Consider the following 24494-nt stretch of genomic DNA (forward strand, 5'->3'; position numbering starts at 1 on the left):
CAAGAGATCAGTTCCCGAGCAGTGCGTCCATCTTCGCGATGGCATCACGTGCGAGTTCATGATCCGGTTGCATCTCCAAGACGCGTTGAAGTTCGGCATACGTCCGTTCCTGGTCACCCAAGAACGCATACGCGATTGCCAAGTTGTAACGGGCATCCGTATGGCTCGCATCGAGGTCGAGCGTCTCTTCTAACGCGACGACCGCTTCTTCAAGCTGTTCACTTTGTGCGAGTGCAAGTCCGTATTGGAACGTGATTTCCACGTCTTCCGGCGATTGTTTCTTCGCTTCACGCAGGCGCGGCATCGCACGAACGAAGTCACCCATCGCTTTGTACGTCAAGCCGAGCATGAAATGAAGATCGGCATCATCCATCCCCGAGAGGAGCGCTTGGCGAAGCGACGCTTCTGCCGTCTCCAATTGCTCGAGTTCATAGGCAAGGGCACCTTTCGCATAATGTGCGGCACCGAACGAGCCATCGAGTTCAATCGCTTTGTCATAAAAGATGACGGCACGATCGTAATCGTTGATCGCCTGAAGCAACGTCCCCATGTTGACGAAACCAGTCGGGTCTGTCGGGTTCGCTTCAATCGCCTCATTGAAATGTTTGGCTGCCTGTTCGAATTCACCTTGCTGCATCGCTTGGATGCCTTGTTCGTTTGCGTTCATATCAATCACCTCATCCGATATAGTCGAGTCGTTTTCCGTTTCGGTACGCTTCGTCAATCGTTGCCCCACCGAGACAGATGTCGCCGTCATAGAAGACGACCGCTTGTCCAGGAGTGATGGCACGTTGTGGCTCGTCGAACTTGACGAGTACTTCACCGCCCTCAAGTGGAGCGACCATGACCGGCACGTCTTGTTGACGATAGCGGAACTTCGCCGTTGCCCGGAATTCTCCTGTAGGAGCAGCCCCTGTCCACGAAAGTTTCGAAGCGAGAAGCGCATCTGAATAGAGCGCGTCGTGATGGAAGCCTTGTCCGACGAACAAGACGTTGTTCTCGACATCTTTCCCGACGACGAACCAAGGGTCCCCATCGCCACCGATTCCGAGACCGTGACGCTGTCCGAGTGTATAATACATCAACCCGTCATGACGTCCTTTGACGACACCGTCGAGCGTCCGCATTTCACCTGGCTGTGACGGAAGGTATTCCGACAAGAACTCTTTGAAGTTCCGCTCACCGATAAAGCAGATTCCGGTCGAATCTTTTTTCTTCGCTGTCGCGAGTCCTGCTTCTTCAGCAATGACACGCACGTCTTTCTTATCCATATGACCGATCGGGAACATCGTCCGTGCGAGCTGGTCTTGAGACAATTGGTTCAAGAAATACGTTTGGTCTTTGTTGTCGTCTTTCCCGCGCAACAAGCGGTGTTCGCCGTCGACGTATTCCACTTGGGCGTAATGACCGGTTGCGACAAAGTCCGCACCGAGTCGAAGCGCATGGTCCAGGAACGCCTTGAATTTGATTTCTTTGTTACACATGACGTCCGGGTTCGGGGTACGACCAAGACGATATTCTGCTAAGAAATATTCAAAGACGCGATCCCAATATTCTTTTTCAAAGTTGACCGCATAATATGGGATCCCGATTTGGTTCGCGACGGCGATGACGTCTTCATAATCCTCTGTCGCCGTACACACACCGTTCTCGTCCGTGTCGTCCCAGTTTTTCATAAAGATCCCGATGACGTTATACCCTTGTTCTTTCAATACATGGGCCGTCACCGATGAATCGACGCCACCTGACATCCCGACGACGACCGTCGTCTCTTCAGGGGCTTTCGTGCGTAAATTCATCTATCTCACTCCGTTCATAAATGTCGAGACGACTTCTTGTAGTCGCTCCGCGAGCCGTTTCGCGTCCTCGACCGAGTTGCCGTGGCCAAAACTGATTCGAACAGACTGACGCGTCCGTTCTGAATCCCCGTACATCGCCGACAATACGTGGGAAGGTTCGACCGACCCTGCCGTGCAGGCACTTCCGCTTGAAATCGCCATGCCCCGCATATCCATCATGATGAGGAAGGGTTCAAGGTCAATTCCAGGAAGGTATAAGTTCACGATGTGAGGTAAACGATTTGATCCGTTCACCTCATAAGATACGCCTAGTTCGTCAAGGCGCTGACGTAGTGCCAAATCGAGCGACTCATAGAGAGCCACTCGGTCCTCACGCTCTACCATGACGAGTTCAGCTGCTTTTTGGAATCCGACGGCACCCGGAACATTTTCCGTGCCGGCTCGACGTTTACGTTCTTGTTGTCCACCAAAAGAACGTGACGCTAATTTTACACCTGTTTTCATGAAAAGAAAACCGATACCTTTTGGTCCATTCACTTTATGTGCGGACGCCGACAATAAATCGACATGAATCGCCTTTACATCAATCAGTTCTGTCCCGAGGGCTTGTACCGCATCGGTATGGAAAATGGCGTGATGGTCTTGTAACAACTCACCGATTTCTTGAATCGGTTGGCGCGTCCCGACTTCGTTATTGCCGTACATGACCGATACGAGTATCGTGTCATCCCGTAAGGCTGAGCGCACGGCGTCGACAGTGACGGCTCCCGACGCATCAACATCGAGATACGTGACGTCGAAGCCCTCGCGCTCGAGTTGTTCCATCGCATGAAGAACGGCATGATGCTCGACTTTTGTCGTGATGATGTGTTTGCCTTTTTCCTGATGGGCATATGCCGCACCGAACAAGGCATAGTTATCCGACTCCGTCCCACCCGACGTAAAGACGATCTCGTTCGGTGACGCACCGATCCATTTCGCGAGGACGCGACGTGACGAGTCGAGCGCCGCTCGGGCGTTACGCCCAATCCCGTGAATGCTCGACGCGTTGCCGTATGTCTCTAAAAAGTAAGGGGTCATCGCCTCGAGGACTTCTGGTCGCATCGGTGTCGTCGCAGCGTGATCAAAATAGTTCATGTAAGGGTCACCTCGTTCTCAAATATAAAACATATAGCCGTCTGACTCTTCCTCGGCAAGATCGGCGAGTGTCGTTTCGTCAAGGACGGTATCGATGGCTTCTTTGATTTTATCCCAAAGTTTCCGTTTCACCGCATCATCTGCTTCAGAATCCTCGACCACGGCTAACGGTCCTTCGAGTAAGCGAATGATTTCACCCGCCGTCACTTCTTCCGCCGGTTTGACGAGTTGATAGCCACCGTACGCGCCGCGTACGCTCTTGACGAGTCCCCCATTGCGGAGTGGACCGATCAATTGCTCTAAATAATGCTCCGGCAACTCATGGCGTGCCGCAATCTTCTTTAAGCTAAGCGGTTTGTTGTCAGTTTCTCGCGCCAACGCAATCATGATGGTTAAGCCATAACGGCCTTTTGTAGATATTTTCATCTTCAAGTCTCCTTCTGTTATACTAATCGAACAAACGTTTGTCGAAAGGAATGGTTACGTATGCCTGATTTGTTTCATCAATCGAATGGCGGACCGCTCGCCAATCGCATGCGCCCCGAAACGTTAGATGACGTCATCGGACAGCGCCATATCATCGGTGAGGGCAAGCTACTTCGCCGTGCCATCGAAGCCGACCGACTCGGCACGATTATCCTATACGGTCCGCCTGGCACTGGGAAGACGACACTCGCCCGTGTCATTTCGAATTACACGAAAGCGACATTTGTCCAATTGAACGCCGTCACAGCCAAACTTGATGAATTGCGGAACGTCATTCGTGAAGCGGAGTCCCGGTTTGATTATGAGGACGAGCGCACGATTCTCTTTTTAGATGAGATCCATCGATTCAACAAGCTTCAGCAGGATGCACTCCTCCCTGCCCTTGAGTCCGGAAAACTCGTCCTCATCGGAGCGACGACTGAAAACCCAAGCTTTGAAGTGAACGCCGCCCTCTTGTCACGGGCGACCGTGTTTCGGCTTGAGCCACCAGGTGCCGAAGAGTTACGAGCCGTCCTCGAGCGTGCACTACACGACTCACGCGGGCTTGGAAATTACCCGGTGAAGATGGATGAAGCTGCCGCTGACCATTATATCAAAATGGCAGATGGTGACTACCGTGTCCTATTGAATGCACTCGAACTCGCCGTCTTGACAACACCAGAAGTGGATGGACAAATTCACATCACACTCGAGGTCGCGGAAGAGTCGATTCAACAGAAGTCGATCAAATACGATAAGACGGGTGACCGACATTACGACGTCATCTCGGCGTTTATCAAATCGATTCGTGGGTCGGACCCCGATGCGGCGCTATACTGGTTAGCCGTCATGATCGAGGCTGGCGAATCGCCACGCTTCATCATGCGTCGTCTTTACGTCCATGCCGCCGAAGATATCGGAATGAGCGATCCGAACGCGCTACTCATCGTGGATGCAGCGGCTCGAGCGAGCGAATACATCGGTTTCCCGGAAGCCCGTATCCCGATTGCAGAAGCCGTTCTCTATTTGGCGACCGCACCAAAATCAAATGCGGTCATCACCGCCATCGACAAAGCACTCCATCACGTCCGGACAGTCGAGGGTGGACCTGTACCCGTACATCTCCGTGACGCTCATAGTCCAGGGGCTCGCGAACTCGGAAACGGGGTCGGATACAAATACCCACACGATGAAAAAGATGGGTTCGTTCCTCAAAACTACTGGCCAGAAAACTTAGCCCGAAAACGACCAACCTACTATAAACCGACGCCACGTGGATTCGAGCAACAAGTTCAAAAACGGCTCGATTATTGGGAAAAACGACGCGACTCGAAATGAGCCAGCGTCGTTTTATTTTTGGATGCGGTTGATTTCGACGCCCGCTTTTTCGAGCAAATCGTTAATGACGTAACCGGCAGCCACAAGTCCTGCAACCGATGGGACGAATGCGTTCGAGCTCGGTGGCATCTTCGCTTTCCGAATCGGAGCGTCTTTTTTCCCGACGACCTCGTTCACATCTTCGCGTGTCACGATTGGAGATTCGTCTGAGAAGACGACTGGGACGCCTTTATAGATTTTTTCTTTACGCAGACGTGTGCGGACCATCTTCGCAATCGGGTCATATGACGTATCTTTAATGTCGACGACTTTGATGCGTGTCGGATCCATCTTATTCGCCATCCCCATGCTCGAGATGACCGGGATGCCGCGACGTTTACATTCCACGATTAAATGAATCTTATAGATGATCGTGTCTGACGCATCAATGACGTAGTCGATGTTTTGAGCGAAGAACTCTTCATACGTCTCTTCTGTATAGAACATCTTCAATTGGACGAGGTCTAAGTCCGGGTTGATGTCGAGGAGACGTTTCCCCATCGCTTCGACTTTCGGTTGACCGACTGTCGACAATAATGCGTGGATTTGACGGTTGACGTTCGTGATGTCGATATCATCTTTGTCGACGAGGACGATACGTCCGACGCCACTGCGCGCAAGTGCCTCTGCCGCAAACGAGCCGACGCCGCCGACACCTAAAATCGCGACCGTTTTATTCTTTAGAGCATCAAGGCCTTCAGAGCCGATGGCCAATTCATTTCGTGAAAACTGGTGTAACATATTTCTTCCTCCAACTAATTCTATTTTCTCATACTATTTTACTCGGAATTATATTCAAAAAAAAGACGTCTCGCGACGTATTTACAAAAAAATCGATGGGGCCCGGAGTGCCGTGACGATGCCTTGCTTTTGAACCTGCGTATGCAGGTGGGTGACCTAGCGTTTCCTTCACAAGTCCTCCTGCACGTGATGAGGCAGTTGATCTGGTTAGCAGTTCGGTCTCCCGTATTCAAAGTGTTGGCTCAAAATAACGAAGGCGGCTCTCGTACACCTCAGGTATCCCATCTGTTGATTTAACTATAGCGCTTCTGTAAAAAGAAGTCAATGAGAAACACCGACTTCTCGTGACAGTTTGGTCACAACCACCTGTTACGAAACGCACCATCTGGATCGTACGTGAACTGTTGACGCTCGATGTTGAAACGTCGATTTCGTGAGTCGTTTCCGACACCCGCTTGGTACGCCCAGTTGCCGTAATTGCTTGCGACATCGTAATCAATCAGTTTCGATTCAAAGTAGGCAGCCCCGTAACGCCAGTCTTGCTCTAACTCTTTGGCGAAATAATTGGCAACGATTTGTCGTCCCCGATTGGACATCCATCCCGTAGCATTCAGTTCGCGCATGAATGCATCTACGAAATCGACACCCGTCTCTCCCCGTCTCCATTTTTCAATGACATCCGCATCGACTCGCCAGTCTTTTCGCTTCGACCGGATCCCTTGCGTCCGAAACAAACGTTTCCCTTGTTCAAGCGCGACCCATTGAAAGAATTCCCGCCACAGCAGTTCAAAATAGAGCCAATACGTCGATTCGTTCACCCCATGTGTTCGTTCATGTGCCTCGAGTTCAAAGAACACCCGTCGTGGTGATAGCGATCCGTTCGCCAAATAGGCAGATAGCTTCGTCGAGTCATCGACGCCAAAACCGTTCCGCGTCTCTTTATACGTTCGAATCGGCACGGACAGATAGTCATTCAATCGGCGCTTCGCAGCCAATTCGCCACCTTTGAACGGAAACGCAGTCCTCGGGTCTTTCTCGATTTCTTGAAACGGGAAAGGGAACGTCACGTCGCGCGTGGCGGCAGTCGCCTTTCGAGAGACGAGCTCGCGAGGACGAACATCATATTCGACGGCTTTCCGGAACTCAGTGAATAAAAAGGGCATTTTCTCAAACGGGATATCGTCCTCTTCAAATAACGTGAATCCACCGAACGTCTCGTACTCCCCCTTCCATTTTTTCATCACTTCTTCTTCACGTCGACGCTCATTGTACCCGACGGCTCGTTGAAACAAGAGACGGTCGCTCGGGTCGAGCGTCTCGAGCGGATGACCGACATGAACAAAGAATGGGATCCCGAGTGCGTCTAACGAACCTGCCACGTCTTCTAGCGACTCCTTCAGGAAATGGAGTCGTTCGTTCCCGAGCGGAATGACGCTAAAGCGATTTTCAACGAGCTGTTTTGGGCTGATGAAAAAATGACCTTCAATCGGGTCGTCATATCGCAGCGCTTCCTCGAGCGGCAAATGATCATCCACGCGTAAATCGTTTTGGTACCAAATGATTGTTTTCATAACTAGACCTCCTCCACTCCTTAGTATGATGGGTTGACGCTCGGTTCACGAAAACGGAATGTGCTAAAGACATGTTTTTAAAATCAAATTGTGTGGAATATATTCATCTAGAAGAGAAAGGGGTGCAGCATTATGGCTAAGAAAGGCAAAATGGGAACATTGATTAAAATCGCGACGGCGGTCGCACCGTTCGTCTACGATTACTATAAAAAGAACAAAGCAAAGAAATCGCCGAAGAAATAAGTCATGCGTCTCAGCCAATATGCTGAGACGTTTTTTTTATATTTTTAAATCGATTGTGCTAAGATATACCAATCATTTCATTGAAACGAGGCGATGTTCGTGCACGCAAGGTCTATCCACTTTTTACGCATTCTCTTCAAATGGGTTCTCTTCATGACCGGGTTGTTCTTACTCGCACTCGGGTCATCGATTATGATCACCGCAAACCTCGGTGTCTCCACGTGGGACGTCCTCCATATCGGAATCGCTCATCATCTTCCGATTTCAATCGGAACTGTGATTTTATGTGTCGGTCTTTTACTCGTCCTATTTAAATACATACTCGACCGCATCCGTCCTCAGTTCGGAACTCTAGTCAACGCGGTGTTCGTCGGGGTGTTCATGAACTTGATCTTGAATGAGCAATGGCTCCCTGTTTTCGAAGGGATGATTGTAAATATCGTTTGGCTCACATTCGGCATATTTGTGATGGGCATGGGCGCTGGTCTCTATGTCGCCGTCGGGTACGGTGCCGGTCCACGCGATGGATTGACGCTTGCTTTAGCAGACCGTTTTGCCACATCTGTCCGTGCCATGCGAACCTGGATGGAACTGACCGCTTGTCTCATCGGATGGATGCTCGGCGGACCACTCTTCTTCGGGACCGTCTTATCGATTTTCCTCATCGGTCCGTTCTTCCAGTTTTGGCTAGAACGGTTCCGCCTGTTCATCGCCTACGTCGATCGTCTCAAAGTAAAATTCGCATGAAAAAGAGAGGGGCTGCCCTCTCTTTTTATGTGTTCGGAATCAAGACGATCTTTCCGAACTTACCCGATTGTTTAAAATACGTCTGTGCCTCACGTGCCTCTTCAAGCGGGAACGTCCGGTCAATGACCGGTTTCAGCTTCCCTTCGGCAATCGAGCGCAACATTTCCGCGAACTCATGCCGTGTCCCGAGAACAGACCCGTACATCGCAATATGTTTCAAATACAGTGTCCGAAAATCGAGATGGGTCGTCTGTCCTCCTGCCGAACCAGAGATACAGAACTTCCCTCCTTTTTTCAAGATGTTTAGAGACACATCAAATAGCGCATCCCCCACGACATCGAGTACGGCATCGACCGGTCCACCGTTTGCCGCGATGATGTCATCGGCGAGCGTCTCAGAACGATACGAAAAGACTTCGGTCGCCCCGAACGCTTTCAATTCTTGCTCGTTTTTCAAATCACCGACGATGGCGAATACTTTCGCGCCGAAGACGTTCGCTGCAATCTGAACGTTGAGCGAGCCGACACCTCCACTCGCACCTGTGACGACGATCGTCTCACCAGAACGGATGTGTAACTGCTCATTCATATGCCACGCTGTGAGTCCGCTCACGGAAAAGACCGCACTCTCGACGAAATCATCGAGTGGCATATCAAAACAGAGTTCGGCCGGCCACGCCACGTATTCTGCATAACCCCCGTCATATTCTGAACCGATAAAGGACATATCGTCCGATAAATGTTCTTTCCGTTCAGGTCCGCTCGAGGTGAAAGGAAACAGGACGACGTGTCGTCCCATCATCCCTTGGTCGACCCCGTCCCCTAGCTCCACAACTTCTCCCGTGATATCTGAACCAGGAATACGCGGGAACTGGACACCCTCCGGACGCCAACCCGACTTCTCTCCAGTTCCGTACGCCCCTTCTCGCATCCAAATCTCTGTATTGTTGATGGCACAGGCGCGCACCTTAATCAGTACTTCTCCCGTTTTCGGTGTCGGTTTTGGGATATCAACCACTTGGAGTTGATCGACATCCCCATATCCTACGACTTGTACAGCTTTCATGGTGTATCTTCCTCCTTCTCTTTCGTTCATCCATATGTATTTACCCACGAACCACCCATATCACGCCAGAAAGGCCACCTTTTAGAGGTGACCTTCCGTTTAGAGCTGTTGGCGTTGTAACAGGTTCGTGAAGACTCCGCCTTTTTGGCTAAGTTCTTCGTGCGTCCCATCTTCCACAATTCCTTCTGCCGTCACGACGAGAATGCGATCCGCATTTTTTACCGTCGCTAGGCGATGGGCGATGATGAGCGTCGTCCGATTCGCGGCCAGTTCATTGAGTGAATCTTGAATGATTGCCTCGGTTTCCGTGTCGAGCGCCGAAGTCGCCTCATCTAAAATCAAGATCGGCGGATTTTTCAAGAACATGCGGGCGATGGCAATCCGTTGTTTCTGTCCACCAGAGAGTTTCAGTCCACGTTCACCGATTTGTGTGTCGAGACCGTGTTCAAGTTCCTCGACAAGTGTGCCGAGATGCGCCTTCTCCACTGCATGCATGATCTCTGCATCGGTCGCGTCAAGCTTCCCGTAAGCGATATTCTCCCGTAGCGTACCGGCAAATAAGAAGACGTCCTGTTGAACGATTCCGATTTGGCGACGTAGGCTCTCTTTCGTCATGTCACGGATATCCATGCCGTCAATCGAAATCGCACCTTCTGTCACGTCATAAAAGCGAGGGATGAGTGAACAGATGGTCGTCTTCCCTGCCCCACTCGTTCCGACCAAGGCAACGGTCGTTCCTGCCTCAATCGACAAGTCAATATCCGTCAACACTTGGCGATAATCTGAATAACCGAAGGAGACGTCGTCAAAAGTAATATCGCCTTTCAATGTCTCGACCTCGATGGCATCCGCACGGTTCTCGATGTCTGGCTCTTCATCGAGCAACTGGGTGAATCGTTTGAACCCGGCCATCCCTTTCGGATACATCTCCAAAAGTGCCGTAATCTTCTCAATCGGCTTGATGAGCAAGTTCATATACAAAATGAATCCGACGAGCTGTCCGTATGTCAACTGCCCTTCATACGTTAAGTACGCCCCGTAGACGAGGACGAGTAGTGTCATCAAACGCGTCGTGATGTAAATTCCGGCGAGCGATGTACTCATGACACGATACGCCTCAATTTTTGAGCCACGATAGAAGTTGTTGTCTTTTTGGAAACGCCCGATTTCAAACGCCTCATTCGTAAATGACTGGACGACACGTGCCCCAGAAACGCTGTCTTCGACGCGCGCATTCACTTCCCCGATGTACGTGTACATTTTTTGCCACGCCTTATTCATATTCTTATTCGCATATGTGATCATGATAATCAGGAACGGCACAGCGACAACGGTGACGAGCGCGAGTTCCGAGTCGATCGAGAACATGATCCCGAACGCACCGAGTAACGTCATGATGGCGATAAAGAAGTCTTCCGGTCCGTGGTGCGCTACTTCCCCGATATCGAACAAGTCGTTCGTGACCCGACTCATCAAATGTCCGGTCTTATGATTATCAAAGAATCGGAACGACTGTTTATGAATATGCGTGAACAACTCTTCCCGCATATCTGTCTCGATGTTAATCCCGAGCTTGTGCCCCCAGTAGTTGACAACGTACTGCATCATCATGGCCAATATGTATAGGATCAATAGACCGATGCTGACGATGATAATCCAGTTCCATTCCCCACCTGGCAATAAGTCATCGATGAACCATTGAACGGCGAGCGGAAACCCGAGTTCAAGCAGTCCGACGAGAATCGCGAATGAAAAATCGAGCATGAATAACTTTTTATGTGGTCGATAATAACTAAAAAAACGTGAAATCATCCTGTCTCCCCCTTCTCAACACTCTAAGTGTACGCTTTTTTCCGAAAGGTGGAAAACAGGATGCATCCCTTTTTCATTCTTTTTTCAATCGGCGTATAATGAAGTTAAGGAGTGATACACATGAATGTACACATTACAGAACGTGCGCTCGAACGCATCGAGTCATTGAAAGGCGAACGTGAAGGACAGATGCACCTCTTCTATGAAACGGAAGGTTGTGGCTGTGGAAACAGCGGAATCTTTGAGATTAGATATGTCACGGAGAAGACTCCAGAAGACGTCGAGATTGACTCGAACCTCGGTCCAATCTTAATCAAAAACTGGACGAAAGTATTTTTAGATGAACAGATGAAAATCGACTTCCTCGAAGACCGTCGCACGCTCGTCTTGAAGAGTGACGGACAAGTGTTCAATTCGAATCTACTCGTCACAGACGGCACGGGTTGCCAGCTGAACGTTCCGAGCCGATGAAACAGGCGTTACGAGAACATCCGATTCTGTGGCTATGGTTCCTCCTAAGCTTCGGACTCGGACTGTTCGGAATCTATCTGGCGTTCACCGATTCGGTTTACACGATGTCCGCAGTTATCGCTTCGCTCTTTGCGTTCGGGTTTGCGTTGCAGCGTACAGCGAAGTATATGCAACGGGATGAAAAAAAGAATTAAGGGAGATATCGTCTTTCATAGACGAATCTTCCTTTTTTATATAAAAAAAAGGAGGTTCGCATCTGCGAACCTCCTCCTTTCATAAAAATCGTTCTAACGATTTCTTTTTTTATATTACTTTACATCAATGACATAGAAACGAACTAATCCCTCACCTTCAAATTCAGCATATGCCACTTTGCCATCTTTAAAAATTGGCTTGGATAACGTTCCACCGTCATTCGGTAAATACGAAACGGTCTCTTCTTTTAAATCTGCGATGAGCAATCGATTCATCCCTTCACGGAACAAAATGTAATCGTCACGCAAATAACGAAACGCATCGAATGTAATGTTTTTCTGCGAACCGTTATACGTATATTTTACAGGCGACGGAGTCGTGGATAAAAATTCGACTCTTCCTTCTATACCAAGTGAGACAAACTTGCTCCCTCGTTCAAAATCAATCAGTGCACTGACTTCTTCATCAAATGACCCGTCAGTTGTAATTAATCTGCTCGTCAGGTTCCCTTCGTTAAAGATACTTTTATGTAGGATGATTGCTTCCTCACCCGAGCGATAGTCAAAAATATATTCCCCGTCACGCTTTCCCTCTTCTTGGAGCGTGAATGCCTCAATCGTTTGAATCGAATCTGACATCGGTGAGAACTGCATGACAGTCGTCTTCGTATCCGATGCTGACGCTTCATAATTGACCCACGTGATAGCATCTTCAGAAGCGGTTACATATGGAACTGGTGTCTCAAATCGACTAACACCTTCAGCTAATTGCTCAGGCTTTAGTTCGCTCAATGACATCTTAAAAAGCGACCATTCATATGCATACCCTTCCGCTGGTGCATACTCAATCCAAAATACTTCATCTTGAATCCCGACTAGATTCCCTATCGTTTTCGAGGACGTATAGATATTGTCATTTGTATGATGTTCCGTATCGTACACATTAATTTGACTGCTACTTTCTTCAATCAACTCCGTATAGACAATCTGATTGTCCGTGATGTGCTCTGGTGCGATCATCGGTGCTTGATCTGCAAAGAATAGAGATAAGTCATACGATTCGACTTCCCCAATCGATTCGCTCTCTCCCGCACTTTGTAAACGAATGGCTGGTTCCGATGTTTCCTTCGGTTCGGATGTTGCTGGTGCATCCGGTGTCGTTTCTATATTCGTCTCCATCTCTTGAACAACCTCTTCAACTTCTGGTACAGCTTCTGTGTCATCCGTACACCCAGATAACATCGTTGCAACTCCTAGACATACCCCTAATGTCAACGTATTGATTCGCTTCAACATTTCCCCTACTTTCAAAAATACATTTTATTCCATAATCGTATCATACCCTCATACAAAATTGTCAGAAAAATATAAAAAAGGATTCGCCGAGAACGACGAATCCTGTCTGAACCTTATTACTTTTTCTCTTTTACTGCGGTACGAATCGACAACTCTTCAAGTTGTGCGTCTGCGACCGGGCTCGGTGCTTGCGTGAGCAAGTCGCTTGCCGAAGCCGTTTTCGGGAAGGCGATTGTGTCACGAAGGTTAGAACGACCTGCAAGAATCATGACGAGACGGTCAAGACCGAGTGCGATCCCCGCGTGTGGTGGTGTTCCGTATTCGAACGCTTCAAGTAAGAAGCCGAACTGTTCAACTGCTTCTTCTTGTGTGAAGCCGAGCAATTTGAACATGCGCTCCTGGATGTCACGCTCATAAATACGCTGTGAACCGCCACCGAGCTCGTAACCGTTCAAGACGAGGTCATACGCAATCGCGCGTACACTTGCCGGATCCGTCTCGAGAAGGTGAAGGTCTTCGCGGTTTGGCATCGTGAACGGATGGTGGTTCGCGTAGAAACGACCGTCTTCTTCTTCAAACGTCACGAGTGGGAAGTCCGTCACCCAAAGGAAGTTGAACTTCGACTCGTCGATGAGACCGAGGTCGTGACCAAGTTTGACGCGGAGTGCGCCAAGGCTGTCTGCGACGACAGTTGGTTTCGATGCGACGAAGAGGAGAAGGTCACCCGCTTCTGCATTCGTTGCTTCGATTAACTTCTGTGCATACGTTTCGTCAAAGAACTTCGCAATCGGGCCGTTCAAGCCTTCCGCCGTCACTTTGAGCCATGCGAGACCTTTCGCACCGTAAACTGCCGTGAACTCTTGAAGCTTGTCGATGTCTTTACGCGAGAAGTTGTCCGCCTCACCTTTGACGTTGATTGCTTTGACTTGTCCATTTGATTCGAGTGCGGCGTCGAATACTTTGAAGCCGGCACCTTTCACAGCGTCTGCCACGTCGATGAGTTCGAGACCGAAACGTGTGTCCGGTTTATCTGAACCGAAACGACGCATCGCTTCTTCATGAGTCATGCGCTCAAACTTCGCTGGTGTGTCCGTACGACCGAGTGTCGATTCCATCACTTGGCCCATCATCGATTCCATCATCGCCATCAAGTCTTCGATGTCCATGAAGCTCGTCTCGATGTCGACTTGTGTGAATTCAGGCTGACGGTCTGCACGAAGGTCTTCGTCACGGAAGCAGCGCGCGATTTGGAAGTAACGGTCAAATCCTGCAACCATGAGCAACTGTTTGAAGAGCTGTGGCGATTGCGGAAGTGCGTAGAACTCACCACCGTGGACACGGCTCGGGACGAGATAGTCACGTGCGCCTTCTGGTGTCGACTTCGTCAAAATTGGTGTCTCGACTTCGAGGAACTCTTGCTCCGTCAAGAAGTTACGGATCGTGTTCGATGTCTTCGAGCGGAGACGGAACGTCTCTTGAAGCGCCGGACGACGAAGGTCGAGGTAACGGTACTTGAGGCGAAGGTCTTCTGAGACGTTTTCTGCTTCGTCACCGATTGGGATTGGTGTCATCTTCGCTGCGTTCAAGATGTTGATTTCTGAAGCGATGACTTCGATGTTTCCTGTCGGCATGTTCGGGTTCTTGTTCTCGCGCTCGAGAACCGTCCCTTTCACGTCGAGAACGAACTCGCTACGAATCGTCTCCGCGAGCTTGTGGACTACTTCGTTTTCTGGGCGAACGACGACTTGGACGATTCCTGTGCGGTCACGAAGGTCGATGAAGATGAGTCCTCCGAGGTCACGTCGTTTTTGTACCCATCCTTTTAATTGTACTTCTTGGCCGATGAGTGACTCTGTCACGCGGCCGTTCATATGTGTGCGTCCGATCATTGTCCTGCTCCTTCCGATAGTTCACGAATTTTGTCTGCGACGGCCGAAAGTGGCACGTCGACTTGTTCACCAGTCGTCATATCTTTCAAGGCGGCTGCACCGCGTTCGACTTCGTCATCCCCTAAGATGACTGTGAACTTGGCTTTCAGGCGATCCGCCTGTTTGAATTGTCCTTTGAACTTGCGTCCTTGGTAATCACGGTCTGCCTTGAACCCTTCCATGCGAAGGAGTTGTAACAGACGTGTCGCCGTTAATTCTACTTCTTTCTCACCTTGCGCAACGATGAAGACATCAAGTCCTGTCTCAAGTTCAGGTAAGACTCCTTCATTCTCTAATGCGAGGATGAGGCGCTCCAATCCGATTCCAAAACCGATTCCTGGCATGTCCGGTCCGCCGATATCCTGTACGAGACCGTTGTAGCGTCCGCCGCCACAAAGTGTCGTGATGGCGCCGAATCCTTCTGCCTCGGACATGATTTCAAACGCCGTGTGCGTGTAGTAATCGAGCCCACGGACGAGCGTCGGGTCGACTTCATAGGCGACACCGAGTGCGTCGAGTTGAGCGAGCACTTGATCGAAATAGGCTTTCGACTCTTCATTCAAATATTCAAGGATCGACGGTGCCGTCTTCATCGACGGGTGATCGCGGTCGACTTTACAATCCAAGATGCGAAGCGGATTCTTATACAGGCGTGACTGGCAGTCTTGGCAAAGTTCGCCTGCCACCGGCTCGAAGTGACGGATGAGCGCATCGCGGTGGGCGTTGCGGCTTTCCGCATCCCCAAGCGAGTTGACGACGACTTTGATTTTTTGAAGGCCAAACGACTTATAAATCGAGTAGGCGAGACTGATGACCTCAGCGTCAACGGCCGGGTCGCTACTGCCGATCGCTTCGACACCGTATTGGTGAAGCTGACGGAAACGACCTTTTTGCGGACGCTCATAGCGGAACATCGGTCCCATGTAATAGAGCTTCGTCGGTTGGTCCGGATTCCCGAACAGTTTGTTCGTCACGAACGCACGAACGACAGATGCTGTTCCTTCTGGGCGAAGCGTGTACTCGTCTTTGCCTTTCTTCACGAGCGTGAACATCTCTTTTTGTACGATGTCCGTCGTTTCCCCGACACTGCGTGTGAACAAGTTCGTTGTTTCAAAGATTGGTGTGCGGATCTCTTTATAGTTGTAACGGGCGCTCATGTCGCGAAGTTTTTCCTCGACATATTGCCACGTCTCGACCGTGCCCGGAAGCAGGTCTTGTGTACCGCGTGGTGCTTTCATCATCCTTATTTCCCTCCTTAAAAATACAAAAAAGGCCCTCGTCCGCAAAGGGACGAGAGCCTGTGTAAGTTTCCCGTGGTACCACCCTCGTTGCAGAGCCATTACTTGAAACTCTGCCACTCGAAATCGGTTAACGCCCGATGAGACGGCTCCCCCTACTCGTTTTCAAGGGAGCACCTCCAAAGTGTCGTTCGGGTCATCATCCAGTCGATGCTTTCAGCCAAGGCATCGCTCTCTTTGCTGGTGGGTTGACCGTACTCTTCTTTATCGTAGGTGTTTGACTATATGCTTCATGATGCCGAATGAAGCCGGCATCTGTCAAGCGTTTTTTTCGAGCATGAGTGTGACCGGTCCGTCATTGACGAGTGCGACGTCCATCATCGCCCCGAAGCGTCCCGTCTCGACGACGAGTCCGTTTGACCGAAGTCGTTCGTTAAACTTTTCATAGAGCGTTTCAGCCATGTCCGGTTTCGCTGCCTTTGTGAAAGCAGGTCGTCGCCCTTTCATCGTATCTCCATACAATGTGAACTGAGAGACCGACAAGATTTGACCGGATACATCTTGAATCGATAAGTTCATCTTTTCTTGATCGTCTTCGAAGACACGAAGCCCGGTCACCTTGTCGGCGAGCCAGTTCACTTCTTCTTCTGTGTCTTCATGTGTCACGCCGACGAGAAGCAAGTATCCGGCGTTGATTGCCCCAACGACTTCTTCCTCGACTGTGACCGATGCTTCTTTCACTCGTTGCAATAATACACGCACGTTCCTCTTCCTTTCGTCACGTCATCATGACTCGGCTGACCGAATACACGTCTGAGATTTGTTTGATGCGCTCGACGACTTTCTGCAAATGATTCACGTTCGGAATCGAGATCGTCATCGAGATGCGGGCTTGTTTGTTTTGGTCGCCACGACCGCTGACGGCCACGATATTCGTATTCGTCGCCGATACCGCCTGAAGGACGTCGTTCAAGAGACCTGAACGATCATATCCTGTGATTTCGATATCGACGTTATAGTTCTTCTCTTTCGCCTGTCCGACTTCCCATTCGACGTCGAGGAGACGCTCGGGATGTTGTTCGTTGACGATGTTCAAGCAGTCTTTCCGGTGAATCGAGACGCCGCGTCCACGCGTGATGTATCCGACGATCTCATCTCCCGGTACCGGGTTACAGCAACGACTCATTCGAACGAGCATGTTGTCGATCCCTTTGACCGTCACGCCCGCTTCCGTCGTTTTCTTCTTCGGTGTCTGACTGACTTTCAATTCGCTGATCGCTTCAGACAGCTCGAGTTTCGGTTCTTTCCGCTGCTTCTCTGTCAACTTATGTGCGACTTGTGCGGCAGTGATGCCTTGGTAGCCGACCGCAGCATACATCTCTTCCTCGTTCCCGAAGTTGAATTTCTCGACGACGATACTGAGTGCAGGCTCATCGATTACTTCTTTCGGTTCAAAACCAAGTTTCTTGATTTCCGCCTCGACGAGATCTTTCCCTTTCTCGACGTTCTCTTCACGCTGTTGACGTTTGAACCATTGGCGAATCTTGTTCTTCGCCTGACTCGAAACAGCGAGTTTCAACCAGTCCTTGCTCGGTCCATAACTGTGCTTCGACGTGATGATTTCAATGATGTCACCTGTCTCGAGTTTATAGTCGAGCGGCACCATCCGACCGTTCACTTTCGCACCAGTCATTCGATGACCGATTTCCGTATGGATCCGGTAGGCATAGTCGATCGGGACAGAGCCTTTCGGTAACTCGAATACGTCCCCTTTCGGTGTAAAGACGTAGAGCATATCGCTAAAGAAGTCGACTTTAAGCGACTCCATAAACTCTTCGGCATCTGTCGTATCTTTTTGAAGCTCAAGAATCTCACGAAGATGGGCAATCTTCTCGTCGAACCCGTTCGTCGAGACGTTTTTGCCTTCTTTATATGCCCAGTGTGCCGCAATCCCGAATTCGGCGATGAAATGCATATCTTTCGTCCGAATCTGGACTTCAAGCGGCTCACCCTTCGGACCGATCACTGTCGTATGGAGCGACTGATACATGTTCGGTTTCGGCATGGCGATATAATCTTTGAAGCGTCCTGGCATCGGCTTGTATTGCGTATGGATGATCCCAAGTACCGCATAACAATCACGAATCGAGTCGACGATAATGCGGACCGCCATCAAATCGTAAATTTCATTAAATTCTTTTTTATGCTTCACCATCTTATTGTAGATGGAATAGATATGTTTCGGTCGACCGTTTACGTCGGCATCGATATGCACTTCTTCAAGGACTCCGTTCACTTCCGTGATGACAGAGGTGACGAGTGCTTCTCGTTCCGTTCGTTTTTGTTTCATCATCGAGACGATCTTGTAGTATTGCTGCGGATTGATATAACGTAACGAAATATCCTCGAGCTCCCACTTGATCGTCGAGATCCCCATGCGGTGGGCGAGCGGCGCAAAGATTTCAAGCGTCTCTTCTGCCTTTTGGACTTGCTTTTCTTTCGGCATATGCTGAAGCGTCCGCATGTTGTGGAGACGGTCCGCGAGCTTGATCAAGATGACGCGCACGTCTTCCGCCATCGCGATAATCATCTTCCGATGGTTCTCTGCGAGTTCTTCTTTTTTCGACTTATATTTGATTTTCCCAAGCTTCGTGACGCCGTCGACGAGCATGGCCACGTCCGGACCAAAATCGTCCGTCAATTGCTGTAACGAAATATCCGTATCTTCGACGACATCATGCAAGAGCGCTCCGATAATCGTCGTGGCATCTAAACCGATATCAACGAGAATGCCGGCCACTTGGACCGGATGGAGGATATAGGGCTCGCCCGAACGTCGGAACTGACCGGTATGATGAAGTTTTGCGTATTCGTAAGCGCGTTTCACTTCGGCAATATCGTCGTCACCCATATACTCCCCGAGCGCGTCGAGAAGATCCTCAATACTTACGATTTGTTTTTTGGTCATAACATTCGACACCCTTTTTCTTACCGCTCCAATCGACTCAGATTCGTCGCAGCATGGTAGTAGTTTATATTCAAGATTCTATAATTTTTATAACCATTATCGAAAAAATCTGACGACCTGTCAAAGGTTGTAGGTTATTTTCCTCAAAAACTATTCAAAAACGGGAAGCATATGCTTCCCGTTTAAAAATTAGTCTTCGTATCGGATGAGTGAGAAGATGTCATATCCTTCAAGACGCTCACGTCCGCCGAGTCCGTCGAGTTCAATCAAGAACCCGATTCCTGCTACAACTCCACCGAGCTGCTCAATCATTTTGATGGTCGCTTCAATCGTTCCACCTGTCGCGAGCAAGTCATCCAAGATGACGACTTGTTGTCCCGGCTTGATTGAATCTTTGTGCATCGTTAAGATGTCCGTTCCGTACTCGAGACCGTATGATACACGTACTGTCTCACGTGGTAACTTTCCTTCTTTACGAACTGGTACAAATCCGAGCTCGAGTGCGTACGCTGCCGGGCAACCGACGACAAATCCGCGCGCCTCTGGTCCAGCAATCAACTCTGCCCCACGCTCACGTGCATAAGCGACGAGCTCGTCTACTGATTTCTTGTAGACTTCGCCATCTTGCATAAGTGACGTGATATCTTTGAAGCTGATTCCTTCTTTCGGATAATCTGCTACTTCTTTAATATGCTGTTTGAAATCCATTTTATGTGTATGCCTCCTGCATCTTGTTCGATCGCAACGATTGTAACCGCTCTTTGAGCTCTGCCAATGACGCATAAACGAAACGTTCTTCGAGTTGTTGGCGCCCAATCCGGCGTTGATAGCACGGCGCTTCGGTCAAATCGCGTTTCGGTGCTTCTGGATTGACTCCAGGCAGTCCGTCTTCCATTGTAACAAGAAATTCGAGTTCAGAGAATACTTGATGCATAAATTGAATCGTATTTTTTGACCATTTTCGTTCTTTTGATAGACGAATCAGGTTTTCACGTAGATTTTTCCGTTCACATGTCGCCATGTGCACGTAATATGTTCGGAAATCCTCACGCGACGGGAGACGCTCGAAGAACGAGTCACCTTGACCGAAGGCGCAATAGATCCGTTCGACACCTTCGTGAAGTTTTTCTGCAAGAACCTCTTCATCGTCAGGTAGGTCGAGTAAGACGACGAAACGATTGAGTGGTTCATCTCCTTCATGAAGTGGATAATCTTCGGCTGTTCCTTGGAACGACAAGAACGACGTATGTTCTTTCGGCAAATCTTTCAACTCTTGTACCGACTTTTTCTTCCCACGGTAATCGAACACCTGGAAGTCATCGACACGTAAATCTTGAATCATGAGCTGAGGTTTTCGCATCCCGTTCCACTCGTTCACTTGAAGACTGCCCATCACCGAGATGTGAGCCATCTGCGAGATTTCTGAGACGACGTGTCCGAACCCGAAGCCGATACCATCGAGTTCACGCTTGTCTCCGGCGAGCTGTACTTTCAAATGTGTCGCGTCACGTCCGATTTGACGAATATCGCGCAGTTTGGCATCCGCAACGACGACCCGTGGAGACGGGTTCCCCATGCCGAACGGTGCCAGTTTCGCGATCTCGGAGATGAGATCGAGCGAGACGTCATTGACCGTCAGTTTCAAATCGACATTGACCCGTGGCACGAATACATCGTCTGGAATCCCTTCTGCTTGACGATTCAACCGTTCACGCAATTCAGCGACGTTCTCGGACTGAAGCGTCATCCCTGCAGCTGCAGGGTGTCCCCCGAAGTGCGGTAAGATGTCTTCATTCTTCGAGAGTTCTTTAAACAAGTCAAACCCGTCAATCGACCGTCCTGAACCTTTCGCCTTCCCTGTTTCCGGGTCGTGGCAAAGGAGGATGACCGGACGATAGTACGCCTCGACAAGACGAGAGGCGACGATTCCGACCACACCCGGGTTCCACTTCTCGCTCGCGACGACGAGTACACGGTCTTCAGTCATGGACGCTTCGACGAGTTCCTTCGCTTCAGCGGTAATCGTTTTGACGATATCTTGACGCTCTTTATTTTGCTTATCGAGTTGCTTCGCAAGTTCGAGCGCTTCCTCGACATGTTCGGCAAGGAGCATTTGGAGCGCCGGCATCGCCGAATCGAGACGGCCCGCCGCATTGATCCGTGGACCGAACGCAAAACCGACCGATTCTTCATTTAATACGCTATCGCCGAGCCCACATACTTCACGTAACGCCAAAATGCCTGGTCGTTTCGAAGCTTCGAGTGCCGCGATTCCTTTTTTTGCAAGCAATCGGTTTTCGCCGTCGAGTGGGACGAGGTCAGCGATCGTTCCGAGGACGGCCAAATCTAGCAATTCCTCTGGCATTCTTCCTAAGACGGCATGTGCCACCTTCAGCGCAACCCCCGCACCGGCGAGCTTATCGTATGGATATCTCGGGTCGATGTGCGGATGGATGATCGCATACGCGTCCGGGAGTGTCTCTTTCGGCTCATGGTGGTCGGTAATGATCAAATCGACACCGAGGTCTTTTAAGAGCGTCGCTTCTTCAATCCCTGAAATTCCACAGTCCACTGTGATCACCAAAGTGAAGCCTTCGTTCGCTGCCCATTGGAACGCTTCCTTGTTCGGTCCATACCCTTCCGTGAAGCGGTTCGGGATGTAGCATTCGGCCATGACACCAATCTCGGTCAAAGCGTGCCACATGACCGAAGATGCGCTGACACCATCGACATCGTAGTCTCCATAGATGAGTACCATCTCACCCTCGTCCGCCGCTTGCTTGATGCGGGCTACGACTTTCTCCATCTGCTCGAATAAATACGGGTCATGAAAGACGAGTTCATCCTCGGCATACAAGAATGCCTTGGCCGCTTCTACGTCCTGATGACCTCGCTGAACGAGTAACGTCGCCAGTTGTGCTGATATATTTAATTCGTTTTGTAAACGTGTGACGTCGTCCGGGTTCGTTTCCGGGTAGAGCCACTGTTTCTTCGAATGGTACATGTCCTTCACTCCAATCAATTGTAGATTATAGCAGACCGCGTGAAAGATGTGCCGTCTTGACATTTAAAAAGGTCTCCCGTTTGAAGGGAGACCTACTCGTTACGCCTCTGTGACCGGCGTATCTTTTTTCTTGTTGATGGTCGTACGTTTGATTAACAACCACAAGTATGACGCGATGAAGATGGATGAGTACATCCCCATGAAGAGCCCGATGATCAATGCGAGCGAGAAGCTTCGAATCGATTCGGCACCGAACGCGTACAAGGCAATGGCCGTCACGAGTACCGTGATGACGGTGTTAACCGAACGGACAATCGTCTCTTGAATCGATTTATTGATGATTGACTCATATACGTCCATCGAACGAATCTTCCGTTCTTTTTTATACGACGTGATATTCTCCCTGACGCGGTCGAACGTAACAATCGTATCGTTGACGGAATAACCGATGATTGTCAGGATCGCTGCGATGAAGTATAAGTTGACCTCAATCCCAAAGAGCGAGAACGCGACGATCATGAAGAACGCATCGTGTAGCATCGCCACCACGGTCGCGACCGCATAAGAGAATTGGAAGCGGACCGTGATGTACAAGATGATCCCGATTGAAGCAACGGCTACCGCGTACAAGGCGTTCTTCGCCAAGTCACGACCGACTTGAGCCGACACGGTGCTGATATTCGGGTCGTTACCGAACTGCTCCGTGAACGCCGTCTTGACGCTCGCGACTTCTTCTTGCCCTAGTTGTCCGACGAACGTCACATAAGCCAAACGACCTTCGTCGGCATATTGGACGCTCGAGATTTCTTGGTCAATCCCTGCATCATTGAACGCTTGCGTAAACTCTTCTTGTGAGACACGCTCTTCTGTTAATACCTCGACACGTGTTCCTGAAGCGAAGTCGATCCCAAGGTTCAATCCTCGGAAGAACAAGAGACCGATTCCGAGAACGACGATTGCCGTCGAGACTAAGAACATCGTGCGCATATGTTTGACGTAATTCCATTCAGTAAGCTTAAAGTTCACGGATTTCACTCTCCTTCACACCAAACCATCCTTTACGTTTGTCGAACAGACGACTTGAGACAAGGAGGTGCATCAAATAACGTGAGATGAATACGTTCGAGATGAACGTCATCCCGATCGAAATCATGAGCATGACGGCGAATCCTTTGACCGAGCTTTGTCCGAAATAGAACAAGACTGCAGCCGAGATGAGCGTCGTCAAGTTGGCATCGATGATTGTACTGAGCGACCGGCGGTTACCGGCACGGAACGCCGATAAGACTGACTTCCCGGAGCGCAGTTCGTCTTTGATTCGTTCCGCCGTAATGATGTTCGCATCGACCGCCATCCCGACCCCGAGGACAAGTGCTGCAATCCCTGGGAGCGTCAAGACCGCGTTAATCCCATTGAAGAACAACATGATCAAGTTGATATACAAAACAAGTGTGATGATTGACACGAGTCCTGGTAGACGATAGAAGAACAACATGAAGATGAATACGGCAATAATCCCGATAGAAGCGGCAAATACCGTCTCTTCTAATGCGTCTTGACCGAACTGAGCCGATACCGACGTCGAGTAGATTTCATCAAGTTTTACCGGGAGCGCCCCTGCGTTCAAGATGTCGGCGAGTTGCTTTGCGCTCTCAGCTGTAATATCTCCACCTGAAATGATAGCTTTGTCCGACAAGATTTGACTCGTGACTCGGGCATCTGACACAATCTTCGAGTTCTCTTTTTGAATCTCTTCCTCGTATGTGTCGCCTTCTTCATAATCGAGCCAAATGACGAGGCGATTCTCAGGTTCGGGAAGCTGTGCGATTTCAGCAGTTACTTCACCAAATTTTTCAGCCGATTGTAAGGTTAACTCAACAACTGGTTCCCCGCTGTTAGGATCGTACCCAAGAGCCGCACCACGTGGCGCCAAATCTTTCCCGTCGAGCAAGACGTTGTCGTTCACGTCACGGAACGTCAATTGCGCCGTAGACGAGATGACTTCGCGCGCTTCGTTTTGGTTCGACACGCCAGCGAGCTGGACACGGATTCGGTTGTTCTCTTCGATTCGAACGTCCGGTTCGGATACCCCGAGGACGTTGATTCGGTTGTTGATGGCGCGAACGGTTGCATTCATCGCCGACTCGTCGATGACGTCGCCGTCTTCGAGCGGTTGTACTTCATACAAAACTTCGAATCCACCTTTTAAGTCGAGTCCGAGGTTCGTGTTCTTGACGACCCAAGGTGTCGAGAACACAGCGAGCAGGATTGTCGCAATCATGATGATTGCAAAAATCGCAATATTGCCTTTTTTGTACATACGACTATTTCCTTTCTAAACCACTGTTCTTGATATAACTTCTCTCGTTAACATTACAAATTTTCTAAACATTTATCAATCATTTTCCTAAAATTGTAACGTCTCTTTACTGAAATG

19 protein-coding genes, 1 other RNA gene, 1 pseudogene and 1 other annotated feature are annotated in these 24494 nt (G+C 49.8%); of the genes and pseudogenes, 4 read left to right on the forward strand and 17 right to left on the reverse strand.

What is annotated here, in order from left to right:
* Positions 1–7 precede the first annotated feature (7 nt).
* From PJK55_RS05760 to cymR, 4 genes are read right to left on the reverse strand one after another with little or no spacing between them, the layout of a single operon-like run.
* Positions 8–757, reverse strand: coding sequence for a tetratricopeptide repeat protein (locus tag PJK55_RS05760; RefSeq protein ID WP_271305074.1), 750 nt, complete (start codon positions 755–757; stop codon positions 8–10).
* Positions 678–1799 (reverse strand): tRNA 2-thiouridine(34) synthase MnmA, encoded by a 1122-nt coding sequence (gene mnmA / locus PJK55_RS05765; protein ID WP_271305075.1) that lies wholly within the window; start codon positions 1797–1799, stop codon positions 678–680. The genes PJK55_RS05760 and mnmA overlap by 80 nt, the downstream gene beginning before the upstream one ends.
* Positions 1800–2936, reverse strand: a complete 1137-nt coding sequence (locus tag PJK55_RS05770; RefSeq protein ID WP_271305076.1) for a cysteine desulfurase family protein — start codon at positions 2934–2936, stop codon at positions 1800–1802.
* Positions 2937–2954: 18 nt separating this feature from the next.
* Positions 2955–3362: a cysteine metabolism transcriptional regulator CymR gene (gene cymR, locus PJK55_RS05775; RefSeq protein ID WP_026826435.1), complete on the reverse strand. Its 408-nt coding sequence runs from the start codon at positions 3360–3362 to the stop codon at positions 2955–2957.
* Between the two features lie 60 nt (positions 3363–3422).
* Here cymR and PJK55_RS05780 point away from each other — a divergent pair, with 60 nt between their 5' ends.
* Complete coding sequence (locus tag PJK55_RS05780) at positions 3423–4739, forward strand: replication-associated recombination protein A (RefSeq protein ID WP_271305077.1); 1317 nt, start codon at positions 3423–3425, stop codon at positions 4737–4739.
* 12 nt (positions 4740–4751) lie between these two features.
* On the opposite strand, the gene PJK55_RS05785 is transcribed toward PJK55_RS05780, so the two are convergent.
* The 3 genes from PJK55_RS05785 to PJK55_RS05795 all read right to left on the reverse strand — a co-directional run bounded on the left by PJK55_RS05785 (position 4752) and on the right by PJK55_RS05795 (position 7090).
* Positions 4752–5519, reverse strand: coding sequence for a tRNA threonylcarbamoyladenosine dehydratase (locus tag PJK55_RS05785; protein ID WP_214687847.1), 768 nt, complete (start codon positions 5517–5519; stop codon positions 4752–4754).
* Positions 5520–5614: 95 nt separating this feature from the next.
* Positions 5615–5801: non-coding RNA, 6S RNA (gene ssrS, locus PJK55_RS05790), on the reverse strand.
* A gap of 74 nt (positions 5802–5875) precedes the next feature.
* Positions 5876–7090 carry a DASH family cryptochrome gene (locus PJK55_RS05795; RefSeq protein ID WP_271305078.1) on the reverse strand — a complete coding sequence of 405 codons (1215 nt, stop codon included), beginning with the start codon at positions 7088–7090 and terminating at the stop codon, positions 5876–5878.
* A 336-nt stretch (positions 7091–7426) separates the two neighbouring features.
* Here PJK55_RS05795 and PJK55_RS05800 point away from each other — a divergent pair, with 336 nt between their 5' ends.
* A complete protein-coding gene (locus tag PJK55_RS05800) occupies positions 7427–8080 on the forward strand; it encodes a YczE/YyaS/YitT family protein (protein WP_271305079.1) in 654 nt (217 codons plus the stop codon).
* A gap of 25 nt (positions 8081–8105) precedes the next feature.
* Here the strand turns inward: PJK55_RS05800 and PJK55_RS05805 are convergent, their stop codons facing one another.
* A complete protein-coding gene (locus tag PJK55_RS05805) occupies positions 8106–9146 on the reverse strand; it encodes an alcohol dehydrogenase family protein (protein ID WP_214789267.1) in 1041 nt (346 codons plus the stop codon).
* Between the two features lie 99 nt (positions 9147–9245).
* Positions 9246–10958 carry an ABC transporter ATP-binding protein gene (locus PJK55_RS05810; RefSeq protein ID WP_271305080.1) on the reverse strand — a complete coding sequence of 571 codons (1713 nt, stop codon included), beginning with the start codon at positions 10956–10958 and terminating at the stop codon, positions 9246–9248.
* Between the two features lie 120 nt (positions 10959–11078).
* Here PJK55_RS05810 and PJK55_RS05815 point away from each other — a divergent pair, with 120 nt between their 5' ends.
* Positions 11079–11429, forward strand: coding sequence for an iron-sulfur cluster biosynthesis family protein (locus tag PJK55_RS05815; protein ID WP_214794284.1), 351 nt, complete (start codon positions 11079–11081; stop codon positions 11427–11429).
* On the forward strand, positions 11402–11623 hold the full coding sequence (locus tag PJK55_RS05820) for a hypothetical protein (protein WP_214794286.1): 222 nt from the start codon (positions 11402–11404) through the stop codon (positions 11621–11623). The genes PJK55_RS05815 and PJK55_RS05820 overlap by 28 nt, the downstream gene beginning before the upstream one ends.
* A gap of 114 nt (positions 11624–11737) precedes the next feature.
* Here PJK55_RS05820 and PJK55_RS05825 read toward each other — a convergent pair whose 3' ends face one another.
* The 8 genes and pseudogenes from PJK55_RS05825 to secD form a co-directional block, all read right to left on the reverse strand.
* Positions 11738–12865, reverse strand: coding sequence for a hypothetical protein (locus tag PJK55_RS05825; protein WP_271305081.1), 1128 nt, complete (start codon positions 12863–12865; stop codon positions 11738–11740).
* A 170-nt stretch (positions 12866–13035) separates the two neighbouring features.
* Positions 13036–14808 carry an aspartate--tRNA ligase gene (aspS, locus tag PJK55_RS05830; protein WP_271305082.1) on the reverse strand — a complete coding sequence of 591 codons (1773 nt, stop codon included), beginning with the start codon at positions 14806–14808 and terminating at the stop codon, positions 13036–13038.
* Positions 14805–16085: a histidine--tRNA ligase gene (gene hisS, locus PJK55_RS05835; protein ID WP_214794588.1), complete on the reverse strand. Its 1281-nt coding sequence runs from the start codon at positions 16083–16085 to the stop codon at positions 14805–14807. The genes aspS and hisS overlap by 4 nt, the downstream gene beginning before the upstream one ends.
* A 45-nt stretch (positions 16086–16130) precedes the next feature.
* Positions 16131–16365: a binding site (T-box leader), on the reverse strand.
* Positions 16366–16403: 38 nt separating this feature from the next.
* Positions 16404–16847 carry a D-aminoacyl-tRNA deacylase gene (gene dtd, locus PJK55_RS05840; RefSeq protein WP_031421442.1) on the reverse strand — a complete coding sequence of 148 codons (444 nt, stop codon included), beginning with the start codon at positions 16845–16847 and terminating at the stop codon, positions 16404–16406.
* A gap of 16 nt (positions 16848–16863) precedes the next feature.
* Positions 16864–19053: a RelA/SpoT family protein gene (locus PJK55_RS05845; RefSeq protein WP_271305083.1), complete on the reverse strand. Its 2190-nt coding sequence runs from the start codon at positions 19051–19053 to the stop codon at positions 16864–16866.
* A gap of 189 nt (positions 19054–19242) precedes the next feature.
* A complete protein-coding gene (locus tag PJK55_RS05850) occupies positions 19243–19761 on the reverse strand; it encodes an adenine phosphoribosyltransferase (RefSeq protein WP_214702380.1) in 519 nt (172 codons plus the stop codon).
* Between the two features lies 1 nt (position 19762).
* Complete coding sequence (gene recJ, locus PJK55_RS05855; protein ID WP_251126504.1) at positions 19763–22120, reverse strand: single-stranded-DNA-specific exonuclease RecJ; 2358 nt, start codon at positions 22118–22120, stop codon at positions 19763–19765.
* Between the two features lie 36 nt (positions 22121–22156).
* A pseudogene (gene secD / locus PJK55_RS05860) lies at positions 22157–24377 on the reverse strand (protein translocase subunit SecD).
* Positions 24378–24494 lie beyond the last annotated feature (117 nt).

Source organism: Exiguobacterium sp. MMG028 (assembly GCF_027947425.1).
In the GTDB taxonomy this organism is placed as follows: domain Bacteria; phylum Bacillota; class Bacilli; order Exiguobacteriales; family Exiguobacteriaceae; genus Exiguobacterium; species Exiguobacterium aestuarii_A.